This is a genomic window from Peribacillus frigoritolerans (assembly GCF_001636405.1).
Lineage (GTDB): Bacteria > Bacillota > Bacilli > Bacillales > DSM-1321 > Peribacillus > Peribacillus frigoritolerans.
In genome coordinates this window covers 2085634-2108881 of sequence record NZ_KV440950.1, presented here as the reverse complement: position 1 = coordinate 2108881, position 23248 = coordinate 2085634, and the positions used below count along the sequence as shown (strand labels likewise).

The following is a 23248-nucleotide window of genomic DNA, read 5'->3' as shown; positions in this document are numbered from 1 at the left end:
TCACATCTTCCTTTCAAATTGAGTACCATTTCGGCAACCTACAGGCCAACCTTAGGCAAAAAGATAATCAATCCAACTATTATAGAAAATATAGCATATATGAATACAGCTCCGGCTGCAATATCTTTTGCCTGCTTGGCAAGCGGATGGATTTGGTCCGTTACCAGGTCCACTACCCTTTCAATCGCGGAATTAACGAGCTCCAACGTAATCGTACCGGCTATGGCCGCCAAAATGAAAAGCCACTCCATCCCATTCAATGAGAAGTGCCAACCAAAGAATACGACGATTGCCGTTAACGCGAAATGAATCTTGATATTGCGTTCAGTCCGAACAGCCTCCAAAATTCCCTGACAGGCGAAAGAGAAACTTTTTAATAAAGGATACTTTTTTTTATCCTTCTCTTGAAAGTCCATATTCTTCCAAGATCTCCTTTTGTTTTGTGAACATCACTTTTTCATCTTCTTCATTCATGTGGTCGAATCCCAATAAATGAAGAAAACCATGCAGTGCTAAAAATCCAAGTTCCCGGTCAAATGAATGACCATATTCTTTAGCTTGTTCTTTCGTGCGTTCAATGGAAATGATGATATCTCCTAACATGCGGGGCATTTCCGCTCCGACAATTTCCACCTCATCTTCTCCCATTTCTTCAAGCGCAAAAGAAATGACATCTGTAGCTGAATCTTTATGACGATATTCTTTATTGATTTCCCGAATCCTATCATTGTCTACAAATGTAACAGACAGCTCGGTGTCTTTTTCAATGTTTTCTTTTCTTGCCGCAAATTGAAGAATGCTTTCAACAAGCTGCTGAGCTTCCTCCGTTACTTCATTCGTTTCATCCATTAAATCGATAGCTAAAATCATTCTTTCACCTTCTGTCCTAATTTATCCGGCTCCGGATATTCAATCCTGGAGTGGAAGATACCATTCAGCGATTCACATAAGGAATGCTTCACGATACTTAATTCTCTCATAGTAATGTCACATTCATCAAATTGTCCATCAGAAATCCTGTCCTGAATGATGAAACTTACCAGCTCTTCAATCTTCTCCGGAGTTGGGTGCTTCATCGATCTCACTGCAGCCTCCACACTATCGGCTATGCCGATGACGGCCACTTCCTTCATTAACGCCCTCGGCCCGGGATATCGATAGGCCGCCTCGAGTGTGGCCTCATCCTGTTTTTTTGCCTTATGGTAGAAAAATTTCAATAATGTGGTCCCATGATGCTGCTCTGCAATATCCACAATCTCTTTCGGGAATTTGTGACTGCGCAGCATCTCCCCGCCATCTACGGCATGGGAAATTATGATATCCCTGCTCGTTTCCGGCTGCAGCCGATCATGCGGGTTCTCTTCACTCATCTGATTTTCGATGAAGAAGTGCGGCCGCTTCGTTTTACCGATATCATGATAATAACTGCCGACCCTTGCCAGCAAGCCATTCGAGCCGATGGCTTCACAAGCCGATTCCGCCAAATTGGCGACCATTACACTATGATGATATGTCCCCGGCGCCTCAATCAAGATCTTCCGCAATAACGGATGATTGGGATTCGCGAGCTCAATAAGCTTAATCGATGATAAAATCCCGAAACCAGCCTCGAAAAACGGTAACAGGCCCATTGTCAAAACGGCTGCACCCACTCCAGAACCTATGGCAGCAGAAGCATAATACAAGTACTCCATTCTAGTATAATGGCTGTCCATAATAAAGATGAGCGAAAAAACAAATGCCATATTGATTAAAGACAACAGCAGCCCCGCTACCAGCACCTTTGATTTGAAATTGGGCCTGGATAGGATGATGATTGCCGTCAATCCCCCGAAAATGATATAAAGCCCCATCGAGAAATCCAGATTTCCAGGTGTATCACCATTAAATATAATCGTACCATACGAACCTAATAATATGATCATTGCTACCGCTAACCTATCATTCAATAATATCTTGATGAGCATCGCCGCCATGGCACCCGGAAAAATGTATTCCAAGTTCGAGTTTTTCAGGTCTGCCAGAATGCTGACCGTTTTCATGGTAGCCATTGAAAGGATAAAGACAAGACTGAAGATCAATAACTGATTGTACTTGTTATCCTTTTTGGAAACGGAATAGTAGAAATAATAATAAAAAGCGGCAAAAGTCAGGAATATGAATAACAGCAGGCCGATATACGGGTAAATGGTGGACTCCGTACTTAAGAAGCCTGCCAGTTCAAGCTGCCTATATACATCCCTGTCCACTAACTGATTTTCTTCAACGATGATCTGACCTTGAAGGATTCTGATCGGCTCCACGCTTTCAACCGCTTTCCTTCGCTGTTCCTCGGTTTTGTCCTTATCGAAAAATACATTCTGAATGATTGCCGTACGCGCAAGGGAAGTGGAGGCTTTTTTCATATCGCCACTAATGCTCATATAACCCAATTCCTCTACAACCTTTTTCTTGGCATTTTCGACGTCACTTGCAGCGATTCGGGAGCTCATCACATTATTCACTGCCGTAATGGTCGAATCCTTCGCTATTTTCAACTCATCTTCATCCGCCTGCACTAATGCAAGGAAAACGGATTCCTCGATATTTTTATTCACTTCATCAGTCAATTTTTCTTTTAATATCGAAACTTTTTGAGCATCCGTCTTTACGGTCTCTTTTTTATCCTCATCTTCTTTATGATCTTCATCGGGGTCCGTTTCTTTATTCACCTCAATCGCTGAATCGAAAATGGATGAAATCAGATCGACTTTATTTTTGGCATATTCTTTTTTTAAAGAATAAACATCCGCCACCTGTTTTGAAATCTCTTCTTTTTCCTGTTCCGTCTTATAGGTATCTTCCACAGTCTTGGTTGATCGGATCGTTTGTTCCGCAGGCTTAAAAAGCTCTACCTGAACCCTTTCCGGCTTCACATTGGAGAACATTAAACCATACGCAAACAAACCAAGCATGATGAACAAAAGCACTTGAAAAAAACGATGGACCAACAGCCCTTTTATTTGAGTGAAAAATTTCTGGATACGATTCAAGGAAGGTCCTCCTAAAAAAATGATGTTTATTATTCTAGATATGTAAAATCATAACAGTTTTCATTTGAATTTTCACCTTCGTATTGATAAATGTAAAGGTTCTGTCATTTCATATCCACTTTTTCACCATAAAGTTCGTCATTTAGACACATCACGAAAAATCCGCCGATTGAAATGGCGGATTTTTTCTTATGACTTCGCCTGCTCGTAAGCAGTAATGATTTTAGCGACAAGCGGATGCCTTACTACATCACTTTGTTCAAAATAAACAAAGGAAAGGCCTTTAACATTCTTCAATATCTCTTCTACCCGGACAAGACCTGACTTCATGCCTTTAGGAAGGTCAATCTGGGTCCGGTCTCCCGTAATGACCATTTTCGATCCGAAACCAAGCCTGGTCAAGAACATCTTCATTTGGGCTTCCGTCGTATTCTGGGCTTCATCCAATATGACAAAGGCATCTTCAAGCGTACGCCCCCTCATATAAGCCAGGGGAGCTATTTCGATCGTTCCGCGCTCTATCATCCTTTGCGTCTGTTCCATCCCCAGGAGGTCATGGAGAGCGTCATACAGCGGCCTTAGATAAGGATCTACCTTTTCCTTCAGATCACCAGGCAGGAAACCTAGGCTCTCCCCCGCTTCGACGGCAGGCCGTGTCAGGATGATCCGTTTAACATGTCCATTTTTCAAAGCATTGATGGCCATCACTACAGCAAGATAGGTCTTCCCGGTTCCGGCAGGCCCAATTCCAAACACAAGATCCTGTTTCTTTATTGCCTGGATATAGTATCTCTGCCCGATTGTTTTGACTTTAATGGATTTCCCCTTAGCCGTTTTAGCGATTTCCTCATCATATAATTCACCGAAATACTCCAATGTGCCTTTTCTTGCCAATTCAATTGCATAAAGCACATCTCTGGAACTGATTGCAATTCCTTTTCTGACTACAGTCAATAATGCCTTGAGGATTTCCTCCCCCATCGTTACCCGCTCGATATCCCCGGCAACACTCACCGCTTCACCTCGGGTTATGACGGAAATGCCAAGTTCCTCTTCGAGCACTTTTACATTTGAATCTCCATTGCCCAATAACGCGACCGCTTCATTGGGTGATTCGATTTCGAGCTTAATTACTTTCACATCATCTGCCATTCGTTAGTCTCCTTGAATGATTGGCTGTCCAATCGCTATATCTTCAATAACTTGGTAATGTATAGACAATTTAACTTTACCATTCTCCATGCTTTCGTGCAAAATTTTTTCTTCGACGATTTCATCTTCCTCGTCTAAATGTTTTTTTAATTCCGCTTTAGCCATTTTCCGGCCTTCCTCCACCGCTTCTTTCTCCGTATAGCTTCGTACAATATCTTCCTTGCTCCTTAAGGTCACTTGTTTATAAGAAATCGGCATTTCCCATTGAAGAAAGTGAAAAGGCCTCACTGTCGTTTCCTTTTCCTGTTTTTCATATCCCGGATCCTTGAAGCCCCATACCGGGAGGGAAAAGCCCCCCATTTTCAAAAAGTGCTTGCTCGTTTCATCTCCGTTAAAAACGGAAAACTTGGTTTTTAACGGAACTTCCACTTTCGCTTTATACCACGTTTTCCCTTTTATTACTCCCTTTGCGGATACAATTTCCTGTTTATCCTCTTTACCAATCAATCCTGAAACAAGAAGTTGTCCTTTTCCTACATAATCATTCACATTAACAATAGATTGTCCTTTTTCAACGAACATATCAGCGATGATCGCTTTTTTTGATGCTACCAAATTCTGTGGAGATGTTTTCTCGACCTCTTTAGGCTGCCGTTTTTCCACAACCCGAAAATGATATGTCGTTCCCTTTAGCTCGACCCCCACCCATGTCAATGCACCGATCCGGTCCGACAGCTTACGCTGAATCGTATCCACATCATCAACAAAGAATTGCACTTTACCGATCTTCACGCCCATCTTGTCCAATTCTTTCCGGATGGCATGCTCGGTTGCCGGTTTGGCATCTCGAACCTCGATGCCCCATACCATATTGGAAAGTACAAATATACATAGCAGGAAAGCGATCATCCCCGCTAAAAACCCGCTGTTTTTCATGACTCTCTTCATCAGGAAAGGGAAACCCTTTCCCTGCATGAACTTTACTTTACAATCACTCTTACGCATGACCTGACGGAGTTTGGGGATATCCCTGATATCCATATGGAAAATCAGGGCTTCACTTCCGACACGCTTCACATCCCAGATATGAAGCCCCCTTCTCGTCAGCATATTAATTAACCGTTCTGCACCTTTTCCATAAGCCTTCACCTTTACATAGCCTGTATAATAGTTTGTCCATTGGTTTTTCATGGAGACCTCCCGGGATCATTCATTGATAAAATAAACCTTGTCAATTTTGCCTTCGAGCATGATTTCTTCCGGCAAAATCGTCTTTATGACAAAGGCATTTCCCTTTATCAGCAGCTGCCCATTTTTCAGCATCAATCGTACTTCGCTGTCTGTAAAAGCCAATAAGCCACGATGGTTTTCAATATAAATATGTAATTGTCCAATCATTGTAATTCGCGGCAGGTCCATCATGACATCTTGCGGAAGGTCCATTGTTTTGGTCATAAGCTGTTTCACTTTTTTTCCCCAATTGCGTGCCATAAAAAAGAACCCCCTTTCATCTCAATGTATGAAATGAAAGAGGGTTCTAGCACAAAATTATAAGTGAATGAAAGTCTATTTTTTCATGCTCATTTAATGACGGTCTAAAAAAAGCCCGGGGCTCCGAATCACCTTCTGGACCTCTGAAGACTTCTCTTCGCCCTTGGCGGCCCCAGCACTTCTGACATGATGATGCCATCAATCAGCTGCTTTTTGCCAAAAGACGGTCCTTTGCGATAGACCGGACTGTTATTATCAGAAATCGTAGATGTAAGTTGATCTGCCTTCGCTTTTTGATACAAACGCTCTTGATCGTACTTCTGCTGTAGCCGTCTAAGCTCCGCAATCCTTTTGTTCGCTTCGTTCGTCGTCTCATCGATCACTTCTGCAGCCTGTGCTGCCTGCTGTTCGACTTTCCTTACGGGAGCAGGTGCAGGCATTTGCTGCTGTTTCCCTTGCTGCATTTCACCTTGAAGCTCCTGCATGACCTCCTGCCATTTCTTTTTCGGAGGGGTGTTAGGATCTTGAGGCTGTTTTTTCTTTCCTAACATGGACGTTAAAATACCGATCAAGACAATGATAAGGAATGGGTTCTTGAGAAAGAAATCAATAAAATCTCCCATTTAAAGACCTTCCTTCCCTGACCTAATTATTATTATGGTTATTGTTGTTATCTTTTGGATTTTCGGATATTTTACTGATGGAACCGCGCATATCCGTATCGGCCGTGATATTTTGGATATTCATATAATCCATCACTCCAAGGTTTCCGCTTTTCAGTGCATCGGCCATGGCCAGCGGAACTTCCGCTTCGGATTGAACAACCTTCGCTCTCATTTCCTGAACACGGGCAACCATTTCCTGTTCAAGTGCAACAGCCATCGCACGTCGTTCTTCGGCCTTTGCCTGGGCTATTTTCTTATCGGCTTCGGCTTGGTCCGTCTGTAATATGGCCCCGATATTTTTACCGATATCCACTTCAGCAATATCAATGGAAAGAATTTCGAATGCCGTCCCTGAATCCAACCCTTTCGATAAAACCGTTCTTGAAATCAAATCGGGATGTTCCAGTACATCCGTATGCATTTGCGAAGCACCGATCGTCGATACGATCCCTTCCCCTACACGGGCAATGATCGTCTCTTCACCGGCACCACCGACCAGGCGTTCAATATTGGCCCGGACCGTGATCCTTGCCTTCGCTTTCACTTCAATACCATTCATCGCCACACCTGAGATGAATGGAGTTTCGATCACTTTCGGGTTAACGCTCATTTGAACGGCTTGCAGTACATCACGACCGGCAAGGTCAATGGCTGCACCCCGTTCGAAAGGTAACGTGATATTGGCGCGTTCTGCAGCAATTAATGCATTCACCACTCGATCGACATTACCGCCTGCAAGGTAATGGCTCTCCAATTGATTAGTCGAAACATTGATTCCAGCCTTATGGGCCTTGATAAGGGGATTGACGACCCTGCTTGGTATAACACGGCGAAGCCTCATCCCAACTAATGTAAAAATACTGATTTTGACTCCTGCCGCTAAAGCGGAAATCCAAAGCATGACTGGTACGAATGTGAAAAACACTGCCAATACGATGATAGCAGCAATCACTGCCAGTACAATAAATACCGTTCCTGAAGTTATCACTTAATGATTCATCCTTCCTGTATCCTTTAATTTTAATTTGAATCCGGAATTTCCCGGACGACTACCCTTGATCCTTCAACTTTAACGATAATGATTGCCGAACCTTTGGAAATAAAGCTTCCTTCGGTCACGACATCCACTCTTTCTTCTTTGACCAAGGCTGTTCCTGAAGGCCTCAAATCTGTTAGGGCCTTCCCTTCTGCACCTAATAAATCCAAACGATTCGGATTACTGACATATCCTTGTTCCGTTTTTGTTGCATCGGTTAATATCATTTTCCTGAAAAATTTCATCTGTTTTCCAAACACCTTTACAAGTAGGATGAATACCAAAATGGATACGGTGACCGCAATTAGCAAGGAGATCGTCATATGGACCGGATCACCTGTCGCAAGGAATAGACTCCCCACTACCGCTGTAAACCCGAGCAGCCCGATAATCCCCCCTGGGATAAAAAATTCAATTAGTACGAGAATGACCCCAATGATGAACATAGCTAACGATTCGTATCCGGTGATACCGGCGACAAGATGACCATAGAAGAATAAGACAAGACTGGTGATTCCAATTACGCCCGGAATTCCAAAACCGGGTGAAAACAATTCCATCACAATCCCGATTCCCGCTATCGTTAATAAAATGGGAACGACGATCGGATTGGTCAAAAAGCGGGCTAGTTTCTCAGGAAAGCTTTCTTCGATTGACCGAATATCAGCATCTTCAACTCCAAGTATACTATACAGCTCCGCTTTTCCAGAGACGGTGCCTTCGCTATACCCAGCCTTTTTTGCCTGTTCGGCTGTAAATGTCAGCAGCTTCCCTTTTTCCGCTCCATATTCGGGTAGATCGATGTCAACATCCGCCATCGCCTGGGCGTATATGGGATCACGTCCATTTTGTTCAGCAGCGGTCTTCATGGCAGCCAACCAATAAGATTGCGCTTTCTTACTTGCAGCGTTCCCTGTTGAATCAATCACAGCTGCAGATCCCATGGTGGCACTCGGAACCATATAGATCTCATCCGCACTTAAGGAAATGTATGCCCCTGCAGATAAAGCCCTGTTATTGACATAGGCAACTGTCTTTATTGGTGAATCCGCCAGTAACTTTGCAATTTCCCCCGCTGCATCCACAGCACCTCCAGGGGTATTCACCTCGAAAACGACAAGATCTGCATCTGCTGCTTCAGCAGTGGTCAGTGCTCGTTCCAAAAAGGCCGAGAGTCCCTTTTCCACCGTTTCTTCAATGGGTACATGGTAAACGATCTTCTCGTTTGCAGATACCGCCGCTCCACCAAAGGAAGACATGCTGAACAGCAATCCAAATAGGAGAACAGATAAATAACGCCAAATTTTCAACGGAACGCCCCCTTTCCCGTATTAAACGCGGTAAGTGTCCCATTATCCAGGAACTCACCAGTAAATTCAGCCCGCAACTAAAATTCGAATAAGGAGCAATTGAAGCAACCCTTTACCCTGTTCTTTAGTTATTACGTATGTATATGAAAAAGGTTTCAAAAAAAAGCAAATAAAATTAAAAGTGCCACAATTATCTTGGGCTTCGTTTCAATAATATACGCATAAAATTCATGAAATACACAAAAACCACAGGCAATTTGCCTGCGGTTAGGTTTCGAGTTTTAAGTTTAGAGTTTAAGATAGATGTTGTTGTACTAATTTGTTAACTAGAGAACCATCCGCTTTACCTTTAACTTTAGGCATTAAAGCTCCCATAACTCGGCCCATATCTGCTTTGGATGTTGCATTGACTTCTAAAATCGTTTCGTTAACGATTTTAGAAATGTCTTCTTCTGAAAGTTGCTGAGGCATATATGCCTCTACGTATACTAGTTCGGTGCGGACTTTATCCACGAGATCTGAACGACCTGCGTTTTCAAACTCCTGGAGGGAGTCTTTGCGTTGTTTTAATTCGCGAGAGAGCACTGTCAATTCTTCATCATCTGTTAAATCTTGTCTCTGCTTCAAGGCTTCGTTTTGAATAGAAGCTTTCAGCATCCGAATAACAGATAGTTTGTCCTTTTCCTTGTTCTTCATCGCTTGTTTCATATCATTATTTAAACGCTCGAGAAGACTCATCTTTCCACCCTCTCTTAGAATTTACGTTTTCTTGCAGCTTCAGACTTTTTCTTACGTTTTACGCTTGGTTTTTCATAAAATTCACGCTTCCTAGCTTCCTGAAGCGATCCTGCTTTAGATACAGTACGTTTGAAACGACGAAGAGCATCTTCAAGCGATTCGTTTTTACGAACGACGGTTTTAGACATCTCTTTCCCTCCCTCCGAAAACAACACACTAACTCAAGTTGTCAACATGTTATACATGTACTAAACAATTATAATATATCATCTTTAGCAGGTCAACCAATAAAATCAAACTTATTTTGAATATAATCGTGTTATTATCATAATTTTTCACTAAGCGATGATTCAACTTGCATGAAATTCCAATTTATAGCATGTCCCCCGGTAATGGGCCATAAGCTTACTATGAGGTGACAGTCATGCATGAGCTATTTTTATTCATTTTATTCATAGCGATATTTCTGGCAGGTATGTCAGTTTTACGAATCGGACTGTTCAATATGTCCGGTGCAGCATTAAAAACATTTCTCTCAAAGGTTACGGATAAGCCATGGAAAGGCTTCTTGGCCGGAACCATCTTTACCGGGATCCTGCAGAGCAGCTCGGCGGTCATGGTCATGACGGTCGGCCTCGTTTCCGCAGGAAGCTTAACATTCCCGCAAACTATCGGGATCATTCTTGGAACGAATATCGGATCTACCTTTACAGCAGAGTTCATGACTTTCTCTTTGGATCGCTGGATCATTCCCGGTGTCGTAAGCGGCGCTTTCCTTTGCTTCATGCCAAAAGCATTACCGAGAAGCCTAGGAATGTCCCTGATCGGAATCTCGGCCATCTTCGCGGCGATGAGCGGTTTTAAAACGCTTTCGACACCGATTGCAGCCTATCCATCCATACAAACGCTTATCCAGTACATAGAGAGCCATATGAGTTATGCCCTGATTGCCGGGTTATTATTGACGGCACTCATTCACTCCAGTTCTGCAACCATCGGGATAGCCATGAGTTTTTTGATGAATGGGGAGTTATCCGTGTCCTCGGCAATCATCATCATGCTCGGATCGAATATCGGCACTTGCATCACCGGATACATGGCCAGCATCGGTTCTGGCAGACAAGCTGCCTTCACAGCTTATGCACATATTTGGCTGAACATCATCGGGGTTGCCGCATTCCTGCCTTTTGTGGACATCCTGGAAAGTGCGGCTGCCTATTTCACCGAAAACAAAGGGACACAGCTCGCCCATGCCAGTGTCATTTTCAATATCTTGACTTCTTTGGCCGTCTTGCCATTCGCACGGCGATTCTCCAACCTCATTCTTTTGGTGCATCGGCCACACTTAAAAAAATAAGGGCTGTCCAAAATAAAGTCATTGGCAACTGACTATGGGACAGCCTTATAAACGGTTATTGAAGTTTAAAACTTCACCAGGGGCAAGGGAAATTGCCAGTTGAATTATTTTTGGAATCAATAAAAAACAGGCGAAGAAAAAATAATTCATTTTTCTCCGCCTGCTTTATTTTAGGGAATTATACGGGTCTTTACAAAATCAATAATCGGAATCAGCTGTTAAGCCCTTCACGATGGAGACACCTGCACTCGCTCCAATTCTTGTTGCACCAGCTTCAATCACATTCTGGGCATCGCTCGTGTTGCGGACCCCGCCTGAAGCTTTGACACCGATATCCGGTCCAACCGTTTTTCTCATAAGCGCGATATCTTCAACTGTCGCTCCGCCGGTCGAAAAACCAGTTGATGTTTTCACATAATCCGTTCCGGCTTTTACGGCCAATTCACATGCACGGACTTTTTCTTCATCGGTCAATAAAGAAGTTTCAATGATCACTTTTGAAAGAGCCTTACCAGTGGATGCCGCTACCACAGCACGAATATCCCGCTCTACCAACTCATCATCCTTGTCCTTCAATGCGCCGATATTGATCACCATATCGACTTCGTGAGCACCATTGGCGATGGCATCTTTCGTTTCAAAAGCTTTGGTTTCCGGTGTGTTTGCACCTAGAGGGAAGCCGATTACCGTACAAACTTTCACTTCTGAACCTTCCAAAAGTTCACTTGCATATTTCACCCAAGTTGGGTTTACGCATACGGAAGCAAAGTTATACTCTCTCGCTTCTTCGCATAATACCTTTATTTGCTCTTTGGTTGCATCTGCTTTTAATAACGTGTGGTCAATTAAACCTGCTACATTTTGTGACATTAATAAATCCTCCTCAAAAACAATCTATACCTAGTTGTACGTACCTCTCATGATACCATAGTTTATCCAATTTGACGATATATATAGTCATTACCCGAAAGCGCCAAGAAAACACATCTAAAAAAGGATAATAAAAAAAGACAGCGGTTAACCGCTGTCTTAGATATTGGATGCTTGTTGCAACGGAAAATCCTTCACGACCGTCACGAACTGACCTTCACTAAAAGGATAGCCAGATTTTGTGATTTTAACTTTGACGATTTCACCGACCATTTCTTCCGATGCCGGGAAGACGACTTTCATGTAATTATCTGAGTAGCCCTCATAAAGGCCATTTTCCAACTTCGTTTCAGGAATGACTTCCAGAACTTCCCCCTCGAATCGGGAGGCATACTCTTTTGCCAACTGATCCGACAACGTAATTAGGCGGTGGACTCGTTCATTTTTGATATCTTCATCCACTTGATCTCCCATACGGGCAGCCGGGGTCCCTGTCCGTTTTGAATAAGGGAAAACATGAAGTTCGGAGAATTTATATTTTTCTATAAAGTTATATGTCTCCATGAATTCTTCTTCAGTTTCACCCGGAAAACCTACGATGACATCAGAGGTAACAGCAAGGCCCGGAAGTGCAATTTTCAGCTTTTCGATTCGATCACCGAAGAAATCCATCGTATATTTACGTCTCATCCGTTTTAGAACGGTATCGGAACCCGATTGGATTGGTATATGCAAATGACGTACCACTTTTTTCGAATTCGTCAGCACTTCAATGATCTCATCTGTAATTTGGCTGGCTTCAATGGATGAAATACGGATGCGCTTCAGCCCATCGACTTTTTCCAAGTCACGCAGCAGCATCGCCAGATTATAGTCTTTCAAATCGTCTCCGTAGCCGCCCGTATGAATTCCAGTAAGGACTAGCTCTTTATAGCCTGCCTCAACAAGCTGTTCAGCCTGGTGAACGACTTCTTTTGGATCGCGGGAACGCATCAAGCCACGTGCCCAAGGAATGATGCAGAAAGTGCAGAAATTATTGCAGCCTTCCTGAATCTTCAGTGAAGCGCGTGTACGGTCTGTAAAAGCAGGTACATCCAACTCTTCGTAGACACGGTTTTTCATGATATTTCCTACGGCATTGATTGGTTCACGCTCAACCTTGAATTGCTCAATGTAATCAAGCAGTTTAACCCTGTCTTGTGTTCCTACAACAATATCCACACCTGGTATGGCCATGATTTCTGCCGGCGATGTCTGTGCGTAACATCCCGTCACCGCTATGACGGCATTCGGATTCTTACGAATGGCACGACGGATGACCTGACGGCTTTTCTTATCGCCAGTGTTTGTCACCGTGCATGTGTTGATGACATATACATCTGATGTATTTTCAAACTCAACACGATCATATCCCCCAGTTTTGAATAATTGCCATATAGCCTCTGTTTCATAATGATTCACTTTACAGCCTAATGTATGGAAAGCGACCGTTGCCATTTTTCATCACCTCAAAAGTTCTACATGATAAGAAACAGCGGAAAGTGCATATAAAGGTGCTGTTTCAGTTCTTAATATTCTTGGTCCAAGACCGCAAGCCATAAAACCGGCATCAGTCAGTTTTTCAATTTCCTTATCTGCCAAACCACCTTCAGGCCCAAAAACGAATAGGATGGATTGCCCAGCAGTAATATCTTTCAAGACAGAAGCGAGTACAGAAGTTTCCCCCCGTTTTGCCTCTTCTTCAAAAGCGATTAATTTATGATCGAAACCGGAAGCATACCCAGCTAGCTGATCTGCCGTCATCGGTTCCTTGATGGCAGGGATAACCGTGCGGTGAGATTGCTCAGCCGCCTCTTTTGAAATCTTCTGGAGCCTCTCCAATTTCTTGCCTACCTTTTTGTGGTCCCATTTTACCACCGAACGAGCAGCAATAAAAGGGATAAATTCAACGGCCCCCAGTTCAGTGCCCTTTTGAACGATATATTCCAATTTATCCCCTTTAGGCAGACCGCTCGCAATCACAACCCTTACAGGAAGTTCCTTTTCTTCATTCTTCCATTCAGTTACCGTACCTATTACAGCATCATCAGTAATTTCCGAAATTTCCGCAACAGCTGTCATGCCATTACCTTTCACCGTGATGATCCGCTCACCTGGCCCCATTCTCATCACTCTGGCGATATGGTGAAAATCATCACCTGATATTGTCACCATGTTTCCATTGATATCTGCTTCGTTAAGAAAATACCGTTGCACACTGCCACCTACTTCGTCTAGTCTAAATAACTTACAGGCTAACAGTCGGGAATCCAGAATGCAAGCCGTGCAAAGATTCAAGCTAAAAAAAGGTACTCTGACTATCAAAAAAACCGATAATCAGAGTAACTTTTCCAATTAAGCATTTCTTTTTGCGATTATTGCCACCCAATCTTCCATCAAGATCGTTTCCTCAACGGTGAAACCAGATGCTATAATCGCTTCCTTCACATCTTGTTTCTTAGTTTGAATGATTCCGGAAGCGATGAAATAACCGCCAGGTTTAACGACTTTCGCTACATCATCCGTAAAACGCATGATCACTTCGGCAAGAATATTAGCCACGACGATATCCGCTTGTTCATTTACACCATCCAGTAAGTTGCCTTGTGACACGGACACTTTATCCTGCACGTTATTTATTTCAACGTTTTGCTTGGCTGACTGTACTGCCACTTCATCCAAATCAAGTGACTGGATTCGTTTTGCATCCAATAATGCAGCTGCAATGCTTAGAACACCAGATCCAGTTCCTACATCAACGACTAAATCCCCAGGCGTTACTGTTCGTTCCAGCGCTTGGATGCACATGACCGTCGTCGGGTGTGTTCCCGTTCCGAAGGCCATGCCTGGATCAAGTTCAATGATCAATTCGTCACTGCTTACCGGAGTATAGTCTTCCCACGTTGGCACGATGGTAAAACGTTCGGATATCTTGACGGGGTTATAATATTTTTTCCAAGCCGTCGCCCACTCTTCTTCATTCACTTCACTAATTGAAACAACATTTTTCCCAAGGTCAATATCAAAAAGAAGGAGATTATTGATTGATTCCTTAATAGCATCAATGGTATCGCCAAGGAAGCTGTTAACGGGCAGATAAGCCTTAATGACTACACCTTCATCCGGATAATCATCGGGGTTTAAGTGGTAGATTTCGCCAAAAACATTTTCACGTTCCTTGACTAATTCTAGAGGATCCTCAATGACAACACCGCTCGCACCTGCCTCATGAAGAATATTCGAAACAGGTTCAACCGCTTCATTCGTTGTTTGGATTGCAAATTCAGACCACTTCATAATCTACCAACTCCCAATTTGTTCTTTTTTACTTTTATTCACCTATCTTTAAAAGCACGCTTCACTTTTGAGAAAAAGCCATCTTCTTGTTCATCTACACCTTGTCCGCTGATATCACTGAACTCACGAAGCAAGTCCTTTTGTTTTTCCGTTAATTTCTTAGGCGTGACAACCAATACGACCACATGCTGATCTCCTTGGCCATATCCTCTGACATTCGGAACTCCTTTGCCCTTTAAACGGAAGCGAGTGCTAGTTTGTGTACCTGCTGGAATCTTCAGCTTCACTTTTCCATGCAGCGTCGGAACTTCTATTTCATCGCCCAATGCTGCCTGGGCAAAAGTAACCGGCATTTCACAATAAATATCATCGCCATCCCGTTCAAAGAATTCATGGCTGCGCACATGGAAGACTACATACAGGTCTCCTGCGGGGCCGCCATTGATTCCAGGCTCGCCTTGGCCTGTTACGCGTAACTGCTGGCCATCATCAATTCCTGCTGGCACCTTGACTTGGATTTTTTTACGTTTTTGGACTTTTCCGTCGCCGCCGCATGTTGAACATTTATTAGGAATGATTTTCCCTGTTCCTTGACAATGGTGACATGCTCTCCGGTTCACAATCCTTCCGAAAGCTGTGTTTTGTTCAACATTCAATTGACCGGTTCCATGACAATGTGAACAGTTTTCCACCTTTGTACCTGGTTTGGCACCGGATCCTTTACATGTACCGCAATCCTCTTCACGCGGAATTTCGATCTCAGTATCTTTTCCGAATGCAGCCTCTTCAAACGAAAGCGTCATCGTATACTGTAAATCCGCTCCTTGACGCGGTGCATTAGGATCTCTCCTGCGTCCGCCGCCACCAAAGAAGCTACTGAAAATATCTTCAAAACCGCCGAAACCGCCAAAGTCCTGACCGCCAAAGCCTTGATTGGGATCTGTATGTCCGAATTGGTCATAATGGGCTTTTTTCTGTTCGTCACTCAATACTTCGTAAGCTTCCTTGATTTCCTTGAATTTATCCGCAGCATCGTCCGCTTTATTAATATCAGGGTGATATTGTTTGGAGAGCTTTCGATACGCTTTTTTGATTTCATCCTTCGAAGCACTTTTCGAAAGGCCTAACACCTCATAATAATCGCGTTTACTCATATCTAAAATCCACTCCCGATTCGATTCACATAAAGGTAATATTATCACTGAACGAAGATAATAATCAACTAGAAAAGTACAAACGGCTTTAACACATTTTTGCAAATGGCATTGCCAGCCCCAATTTGCACACATTTTTCTCTAAAATCCCACGATTCCCCATCAGTGATTGCAACAATGTTTCCATTCACTGTAAAAAAAGCCAAAGTCAAGATAACCTGACTTTGACTTTTTTACAATGGGGCAGAGTACTGCCCGATATATCAGTGTCCCGATTGGGGCACTTTTTTATTTTTTCTCTTCTTCGTTTACTTCAGTGTATTCAGCATCAACGACATTATCGTCTTGAGCAGACTCGCCAGCACCCGCTTCGCCAGCTTGCTGAGCTTTTGCCGCTTCTTCATAAAGCTTCATTGTCAAAGCTTGAACGATTTCGTTAAGTGCATCTTTTTTCACGCGGATTTCTTCAAGCTCATTTTTCTCGATTGCAGCTTTCAGTTCATCCTTCGCTTCATTCGCTTTTGTCACTTCCGCTTCGTCCACTTTACCCTCTAGATCTTTAAGCGTTTTTTCCGTTTGGAAAACTAATTGATCTGCTTCGTTACGAAGTTCAACTTCTTCTTTACGTTGTTTATCGCTATCGGCATTTTCTTCCGCTTCACGTACCATGCGTTCGATCTCTTCATCAGAAAGGCCTGAAGATGATTTGATGGTGATTGCTTGTTCTTTGTTCGTACCAAGATCTTTCGCACGAACGTTCACGATACCGTTTTTATCGATATCGAATGTCACTTCAACTTGCGGAACTCCACGCGGTGCCGGTGGAATGTCACTCAATTGGAAACGACCAAGAGTTTTGTTATCCGCTGACATTGGACGCTCACCTTGAAGGACATGGATATCAACTGCCGTTTGATTATCAGCCGCTGTCGAGAATACTTGTGATTTACTTGTCGGAATCGTAGTATTACGGTCAATCAGTTTCGTGAATACTCCGCCCATCGTTTCAATTCCAAGTGAAAGTGGAGTTACATCAAGAAGGACAACGTCTTTAACATCACCTGTCAATACGCCACCTTGAATTGCAGCACCCATAGCCACCACTTCATCAGGGTTTACACCTTTGCTTGGTTCTTGACCGATTTCCTTTTTGATCGCTTCAACGACAGCAGGAATACGTGTAGATCCACCTACAAGGATTACTTTGTCGATTTCAGATGCTGAAAGACCGGCATCTTTCAATGCTTGACGAGTAGGTCCCATCGTACGTTCCACAAGACCTGTGGAAAGCTCATCGAATTTAGCTCTAGTCATCGTTACATCCAAGTGAAGCGGGCCAGCTTCTCCAGCAGTGATGAACGGTAAAGAAATTTGAGTTGACGTTACGCCGGAAAGATCTTTCTTCGCTTTTTCAGCTGCATCTTTCAAACGTTGAACCGCCATTTTATCTTTTGAAAGGTCGATTCCGTTTTCTTTCTTGAATGCTTCAACCAGGTAATCGATGATGACTTGGTCGAAATCATCCCCACCTAGACGGTTGTCGCCGGCTGTGGACTTAACTTCGAAAACGCCGTCTCCAAGTTCCATGATCGATACGTCAAATGTACCGCCGCCAAGGTCGAATACAAGGATCGTTTGATCTTCTTCCGTTTTATCCAAACCGTATGCAAGTGCTGCAGCTGTCGGTTCGTTGATGATACGTTCCACTTCAAGGCCGGCAATTTGACCAGCATCCTTAGTTGCTTGACGTTCTGCATCATTGAAGTAAGCAGGTACAGTGATAACCGCTTTAGTGACTTTTTCGCCAAGATACTCTTCAGCGTATGATTTCAAGTATTGAAGGATGATTGCAGAAACTTCTTGAGGTGAGTATTCTTTTCCTTCAATTACTTCTTTATGGTTGGTACCCATATGGCGTTTAATGGAAATGATCGTGTTAGGGTTTGTAATCGCTTGGCGTTTTGCCACTTCCCCAACTTGCCTTTCTCCATTTTTGAATGCCACTACGGATGGTGTTGTACGGTTTCCTTCCGGATTCGGGATTACTTTTGGTTCCCCGCCTTCAAGTACAGATACACAAGAGTTTGTTGTACCTAAGTCAATACCAATAATCTTGCTCATAGTTTCACTACCTCCCAATTATTTATATGTAAATATCCTATTCGTTCACTTTTACCATTGCAGGTCGAATCACACGGTCTTTAAGAAGGTATCCTTTTTGGAATTCCTCGACGACGATGTTCGAACCGAAGTTTTCATCTTGAACTTGCATGACCGCTTGATGCAAACGCGGATCGAACTCTTCGCCAACCGAACTGATCGGTTCGATGCCTTCTTTAGCCAATGCACCAGTAATCGCTTTATAGACCATTTCCATGCCGGATAGCAAGGATTTCGTCTGTTCATTTTCCGCTTCGATTTTTGTTGCTCTTTCAAAATTATCAAGAGCCTCCACTAAATCACTAGCAATACTTTGAACTCTATATTTTTGAGCCGCCTCCATATCAAGCTTGGCACGGCGTCTTGAATTATCAAAATCGGCCTGCAGACGAAGATAACGGTTATCCATTTCTTCGATTTTCGCCTCAAGTTCGGCAATTTTTTCTTGAGCCAATTGAAGTTCATCTTTTTCAACAGGACTATCGTTTTCTTCCGCTGCTGGAATTTCTTCTTCAGCGAAAACTGCTTCTGCAGTGCTTTCCTCGATTGTTTCATTTTCCAATGTTTGTTCTTCGTTTTTATTTTCTGTCACAATCTCACCTCCCTAAAAGGGTTATACAATTTATGCTAAAGTAATATGCCAGGCCGCGGAATACACTCCTCCGCCACCTTAACAATATTACCTTTGCTACTATTTTTGATACAGTTTTGTCATCAGGGCCGTTAAATCTTTCGAGAAAAACGAAAGCAAACTGATCACTCTCGAATATTCCATTCTCGTTGGACCCAATATGGCCAATGTGCCAACTTGCTCCTGCCCGATTGAGTAGGTTGCCGTAATCAAACTGCAGTCATCGAGCACTGTGTTTTGATTTTCACGGCCGATCTTGACGTGGATGCCCGATGGATTTTGAGTAATTAGTTCATAAAATCCCTGTTCCTGCTCAATCATCGATAAAAGCGTGCTTACTTTCGCAATATCATGGAACTCCGGCTGCCTCAGCATATTCGTTTTCCCGCCGAAAAATATTTTTTCGGGCTTTGTGTCCGTCAGGGTCTCCGCAAGGACCGAGACCATCGATCCATAGTTATGAATGTGGCGGCTCAATAGAACGGCAACTTCCTTATAGATCTTATCCTTTAGATCAACTAGCGGAACATCGACCAAACGGGAATTCAATATGTTCACCATCTTTTCAATTTCGTTTATATCAAAAGAAGGCGGTAAGGAAATCATTCGATTTTCCACATGACCTGTATCCGTAATAATGATGGCTATTGCCGTTTCAGGACTTAAGGGAATGATTTGGATTTTTTTCAGCTTATGCTCATTCACTTTTGGTCCGAGTACAATCGCCGTATAATTCGTCAGTTCCGAAAGTATTTTCGCTGACTTCTGAACGATTTTTTCCAATTCATAAATTCGTTCCACAAAAACGGATTTTAATATCTTCACTTCATTCTTTTTCGGAGCTTGAGGAGAAAGTAAATGATCCACATAATATCTATACCCTTTTTCAGAAGGGATCCTGCCGGAAGAAGTATGGGTTTTTTCTAAAAATCCCATTTCTTCAAGGTCAGACATTTCGTTGCGAATTGTGGCAGAGCTGAACGTGATTTCATCTTTCTTCGACAAACTTCGTGACCCGACTGGCTGGGCAGAATGGATGAAATCCTCGATTATCACTTGTAGAATCAATAATTGACGATCAGTTAGCATGTATGATCACCTCTGTTAGCACTCTGTCTCATCGAGTGCTAATATACTAATAAATTATCAAATGCAGCTTATGATGTCAACAATGAAAACCGCTAATTCATCGTTAAAATAACATGGATTTCCTTCAGTCGGAATCAATAACGCCTAAAAATGTTTGGAACACTTCATTTCCTAGCAGTTTGCCCCGCTCAGTCAAGCGGACGAACCCGCCTTCCACCTTAAGCAAACCCTTTGCCGATCCTTCTTCGAGCGGTTTCCTGAAAATCTCCGTCATTTCTACAAAAAATTTATTCTTGAAGATTTCCAATGAAACCCCTTGCGTTTTCCGGAGACCCAAAAACATCTCCTCTTCCATCCGTTCATGAAGCGGTACTGGATGTTCTTCCAACACAGGCAGCTCGTTCGAAAGCAATGGAGTGATATATTTCTTCACAGGCCCATGATTGGCCACCCTTTTACCTCCAGTATAGCCATGTGCACCAGCACCAATCCCATAATACTCCACATTATCCCAATATGTCAGGTTGTGCCTGCTTTCAAATCCAGCCCGGGCAAAATTACTGATTTCATATTGATGCAGACCATGCTTCTCCATCTCTTCCATCAGCCTCTCATACATCGAAGCCTCGAGCTCCTGCGGCGGCAGGTTCAATTTACCTCTTCGCATCTGATTATAAAAAACCGTCTTCGGCTCAACGATCAATGAGTAGCTTGAGTAGTGCGGCAATTGAAGAGCGATCGCTTTATCCAGCGTATCCTTGAAATCTTCCATCGTTTGGCCCGGCAATCCATAAATCAAGTCGATGCTTATATTCGTAAAGCCAACTTCTTGAGCCAAATGGATCGTTTCATATACTTCTGAAGCCCGGTGAGTCCGGCCAATCCGTTTTAATAATTCATCATTGAAGCTTTGCACTCCAAAGCTAAGTCTATTGACCCCTGAATCATAAAGTATCTTGAGTTTTTCCCTTGAAAGATCCCCGGGATTGGCTTCAAATGTATATTCAGCCTTCTTAGGATCAAAAGGCAGGGTTTCATTGATTGCTTCACATAAGAATGCAAGCTGCTTTTCATCCAGTGAGGTCGGTGTCCCTCCACCGACGAAAACCGTATCCAAACCTGCAGTCGGGTATTTGGAAAGCTGCATCACCATTTCCCTTTTCATCATCTGTAAATATTCGTCGACCGGCTGTCCCTGCAAAAATACTTTATTGAAATCACAATAGTGACAAATATGTTCACAAAATGGTATATGGAGGTAGGCGCTTTTGATCATTGTGTTCACAACCTTTTAATCGAATGAGTCGATAGAAAAAGAGGCTAGATCTCCTCTACCCTCTTTTTTCTAACTATCGTTTATTTTATTTATTTTTTGGGTGTCGTATCATCCATTTTCAAAACAGCCATGAAAGCTTCTTGCGGAACTTCAACGGAACCTACTTGTTTCATCCGCTTTTTACCTTCTTTCTGTTTTTCGAGCAACTTACGTTTACGGGAAATATCGCCGCCGTAACATTTAGCCAATACGTTTTTACGCATTGCACTAATCGAAGAACGGGCGATGATTTTTTGCCCGATCGCCGCTTGGATCGGCACTTCGAATTGTTGCCTTGGAATCAATTTCTTCAATTTTTCAACAATGACTTTACCGCGTTCATAAGCAAAGTCCTTATGAACGATGAAACTTAAAGCATCGACAGTTTCAGCATTCAGTAAAATATCCATCTTCACAAGCTTGGACGGTTGGTAGCCGATCAGCTCATAATCGAATGAAGCATAGCCTCTTGTATTGGATTTCAATTGATCGAAGAAATCATACACGATTTCCGATAATGGAATTTCATAATGAATGCTCACACGAGTCTCATCGATATATTCCATATCAATGAAGTTACCGCGTTTATTTTGACAGATTTCCATGATCGCCCCGACAAACTCCGTCGGTGCCATCATTGTCGCTTTGACATATGGCTCCTCGACACGTTCGATCTTTTGAGCATCAGGCATATTGGACGGGTTATCCACTTTCAGGACCGTTCCGTCCGTTTGCACCACATCATAAATAACACTCGGTGCAGTGGTGATCAGATCGATTTTGAATTCACGTTCAATCCGTTCCTGGATGATTTCCATATGAAGGAGTCCAAGGAATCCGCAACGGAAACCGAAGCCCAATGCTTGCGATGATTCCGCTTCGAACTGCAGCGCTGAATCGTTCAATTCCAATTTCTCCAATGCATCCCGTAAATCATTGAATTTCGATGCGTCAATTGGGTATAAACCGCAATATACCATCGGATTCATCTTCCTGTAACCCGGCAATGGTTCTGTCGCACTATTCACGGCACTCGTGATCGTATCACCGACAGTCGTATCACCAACGTTTTTAATGGATGCTGTAAGGAAACCTACATCACCGACGTTCAGTTCATCCAAAAGCTGTGTTTTAGGGTTGAAAACACCCAATTCGGTAACATCGAATTCCTTGCCAGTGGACATCATTTTGATTTTGTCGCCCACTTTAATGGAACCCTCAACAACACGGATATAGGCAACTACACCGCGGTACGCATCAAACAGTGAATCGAAAATAAGCGCCTTGAAAGGAGCATCCGGATCACCTTGCGGAGCTGGAACCAATTCAACTACCTGTTCCAAAATCTCCTCGATTCCGATTCCCGCTTTAGCCGAAGCCAAAACTGCATCGGAAGCATCCAATCCAATCACTTCCTCGATTTCTCCGCGCACCCGTTCCGGATCTGCACTCGGCAAATCAATTTTATTGATGACCGGAATGATTTCAAGGTTGTTGTCCAAAGCTAAATACACATTTGCAAGCGTTTGGGCCTCAATTCCCTGTGCCGCATCGACAACAAGGACAGCGCCTTCACAAGCTGCAAGGCTTCGTGACACTTCATACGTAAAATCGACATGTCCCGGTGTATCAATAAGATGGAAGATGTATTCTTCTCCATCTTTCGCGTTATATTTCAATTGAATCGCATTCAATTTGATCGTAATTCCACGCTCACGCTCTAAATCCATGGAATCCAACAGCTGACTCTTCATTTCACGCTGAGTCATGGCGTTCGTTTTTTCAATGATACGATCCGCCAATGTAGATTTACCATGATCGATATGAGCGATGATGGAAAAGTTACGAATTTTTGATTGTCTTTTTAATTTTTCTTCTCTATTCATGACGTTCACTCCCACTAGTCGACACA

The 23248-nt window shown here is 43.1% G+C and carries 22 protein-coding genes; 1 reads left to right on the top strand and 21 read right to left on the bottom strand.

The features are described 5' to 3' along the window. Positions 1–38: 38 nt before the first annotated feature. The 11 genes from A6755_RS10275 to rpsU form a co-directional block, all read right to left on the bottom strand. The gene (locus tag A6755_RS10275) at positions 39–416 is read right to left on the bottom strand and encodes a diacylglycerol kinase family protein (protein WP_034308499.1); all 378 of its coding nucleotides are present in this window, start codon (positions 414–416) and stop codon (positions 39–41) included. Further along, positions 394–870 carry an rRNA maturation RNase YbeY gene (ybeY, locus tag A6755_RS10270; RefSeq protein ID WP_063590605.1) on the bottom strand — a complete coding sequence of 159 codons (477 nt, stop codon included), beginning with the start codon at positions 868–870 and terminating at the stop codon, positions 394–396. The genes A6755_RS10275 and ybeY overlap by 23 nt, the downstream gene beginning before the upstream one ends. Next, a complete protein-coding gene (locus A6755_RS10265) occupies positions 867–3032 on the bottom strand; it encodes an HD family phosphohydrolase (RefSeq protein WP_063590604.1) in 2166 nt (721 codons plus the stop codon). Before A6755_RS10265 ends, ybeY begins: the two co-directional genes overlap by 4 nt. A 189-nt stretch (positions 3033–3221) precedes the next feature. After that, positions 3222–4184 (bottom strand): PhoH family protein, encoded by a 963-nt coding sequence (locus A6755_RS10260; RefSeq protein WP_063590603.1) that lies wholly within the window; start codon positions 4182–4184, stop codon positions 3222–3224. A gap of 3 nt (positions 4185–4187) precedes the next feature. After that, entirely contained in the window at positions 4188–5375 is a 1188-nt protein-coding gene (gene yqfD, locus A6755_RS10255) for a sporulation protein YqfD (RefSeq protein WP_063590602.1), read from the bottom strand. A 15-nt stretch (positions 5376–5390) separates the two neighbouring features. Further along, positions 5391–5675, bottom strand: a complete 285-nt coding sequence (gene yqfC, locus A6755_RS10250) for a sporulation protein YqfC (protein ID WP_034308511.1) — start codon at positions 5673–5675, stop codon at positions 5391–5393. A 128-nt stretch (positions 5676–5803) separates the two neighbouring features. Further along, complete coding sequence (locus tag A6755_RS10245; RefSeq protein WP_063590601.1) at positions 5804–6298, bottom strand: hypothetical protein; 495 nt, start codon at positions 6296–6298, stop codon at positions 5804–5806. Positions 6299–6320: 22 nt separating this feature from the next. Then, a complete protein-coding gene (gene floA / locus A6755_RS10240; RefSeq protein ID WP_370023731.1) occupies positions 6321–7304 on the bottom strand; it encodes a flotillin-like protein FloA in 984 nt (327 codons plus the stop codon). A gap of 56 nt (positions 7305–7360) precedes the next feature. Continuing rightward, positions 7361–8686, bottom strand: a complete 1326-nt coding sequence (locus A6755_RS10235) for an NfeD family protein (protein ID WP_063590600.1) — start codon at positions 8684–8686, stop codon at positions 7361–7363. 294 nt (positions 8687–8980) lie between these two features. After that, a complete protein-coding gene (locus A6755_RS10230; protein WP_034308521.1) occupies positions 8981–9424 on the bottom strand; it encodes a GatB/YqeY domain-containing protein in 444 nt (147 codons plus the stop codon). 14 nt (positions 9425–9438) lie between these two features. Continuing rightward, complete coding sequence (gene rpsU / locus A6755_RS10225) at positions 9439–9612, bottom strand: 30S ribosomal protein S21 (RefSeq protein WP_028391853.1); 174 nt, start codon at positions 9610–9612, stop codon at positions 9439–9441. Between the two features lie 236 nt (positions 9613–9848). Between rpsU and A6755_RS10220 the strand changes: the two genes are divergently transcribed. Next, positions 9849–10781 (top strand): Na/Pi symporter, encoded by a 933-nt coding sequence (locus A6755_RS10220; protein ID WP_063590599.1) that lies wholly within the window; start codon positions 9849–9851, stop codon positions 10779–10781. Between the two features lie 198 nt (positions 10782–10979). Here A6755_RS10220 and deoC read toward each other — a convergent pair whose 3' ends face one another. From deoC to lepA, 10 genes are all read right to left on the bottom strand, one after another. Beyond that, positions 10980–11651 (bottom strand): deoxyribose-phosphate aldolase, encoded by a 672-nt coding sequence (gene deoC, locus A6755_RS10215; RefSeq protein WP_063590598.1) that lies wholly within the window; start codon positions 11649–11651, stop codon positions 10980–10982. Positions 11652–11810: 159 nt separating this feature from the next. Further along, a complete protein-coding gene (mtaB, locus tag A6755_RS10210) occupies positions 11811–13148 on the bottom strand; it encodes a tRNA (N(6)-L-threonylcarbamoyladenosine(37)-C(2))-methylthiotransferase MtaB (protein WP_034308527.1) in 1338 nt (445 codons plus the stop codon). 6 nt (positions 13149–13154) lie between these two features. Next, positions 13155–13907, bottom strand: a complete 753-nt coding sequence (locus tag A6755_RS10205; RefSeq protein ID WP_063590597.1) for a 16S rRNA (uracil(1498)-N(3))-methyltransferase — start codon at positions 13905–13907, stop codon at positions 13155–13157. Between the two features lie 138 nt (positions 13908–14045). Then, the gene (gene prmA / locus A6755_RS10200) at positions 14046–14987 is read right to left on the bottom strand and encodes a 50S ribosomal protein L11 methyltransferase (RefSeq protein WP_034308530.1); all 942 of its coding nucleotides are present in this window, start codon (positions 14985–14987) and stop codon (positions 14046–14048) included. A 38-nt stretch (positions 14988–15025) separates the two neighbouring features. Continuing rightward, positions 15026–16141 carry a molecular chaperone DnaJ gene (gene dnaJ / locus A6755_RS10195; RefSeq protein WP_063590596.1) on the bottom strand — a complete coding sequence of 372 codons (1116 nt, stop codon included), beginning with the start codon at positions 16139–16141 and terminating at the stop codon, positions 15026–15028. A gap of 288 nt (positions 16142–16429) precedes the next feature. Then, positions 16430–18262 carry a molecular chaperone DnaK gene (gene dnaK, locus A6755_RS10190; RefSeq protein WP_034308533.1) on the bottom strand — a complete coding sequence of 611 codons (1833 nt, stop codon included), beginning with the start codon at positions 18260–18262 and terminating at the stop codon, positions 16430–16432. Positions 18263–18299: 37 nt separating this feature from the next. Then, the gene (grpE, locus tag A6755_RS10185) at positions 18300–18893 is read right to left on the bottom strand and encodes a nucleotide exchange factor GrpE (RefSeq protein ID WP_063590595.1); all 594 of its coding nucleotides are present in this window, start codon (positions 18891–18893) and stop codon (positions 18300–18302) included. 99 nt (positions 18894–18992) lie between these two features. After that, a complete protein-coding gene (gene hrcA / locus A6755_RS10180; protein ID WP_048682856.1) occupies positions 18993–20021 on the bottom strand; it encodes a heat-inducible transcriptional repressor HrcA in 1029 nt (342 codons plus the stop codon). 124 nt (positions 20022–20145) lie between these two features. Beyond that, positions 20146–21297: a radical SAM family heme chaperone HemW gene (gene hemW / locus A6755_RS10175; protein WP_034308541.1), complete on the bottom strand. Its 1152-nt coding sequence runs from the start codon at positions 21295–21297 to the stop codon at positions 20146–20148. A gap of 89 nt (positions 21298–21386) precedes the next feature. Further along, on the bottom strand, positions 21387–23222 hold the full coding sequence (lepA, locus tag A6755_RS10170) for a translation elongation factor 4 (RefSeq protein ID WP_034308543.1): 1836 nt from the start codon (positions 23220–23222) through the stop codon (positions 21387–21389). Between the last annotated feature and the right edge of the window lie 26 nt (positions 23223–23248).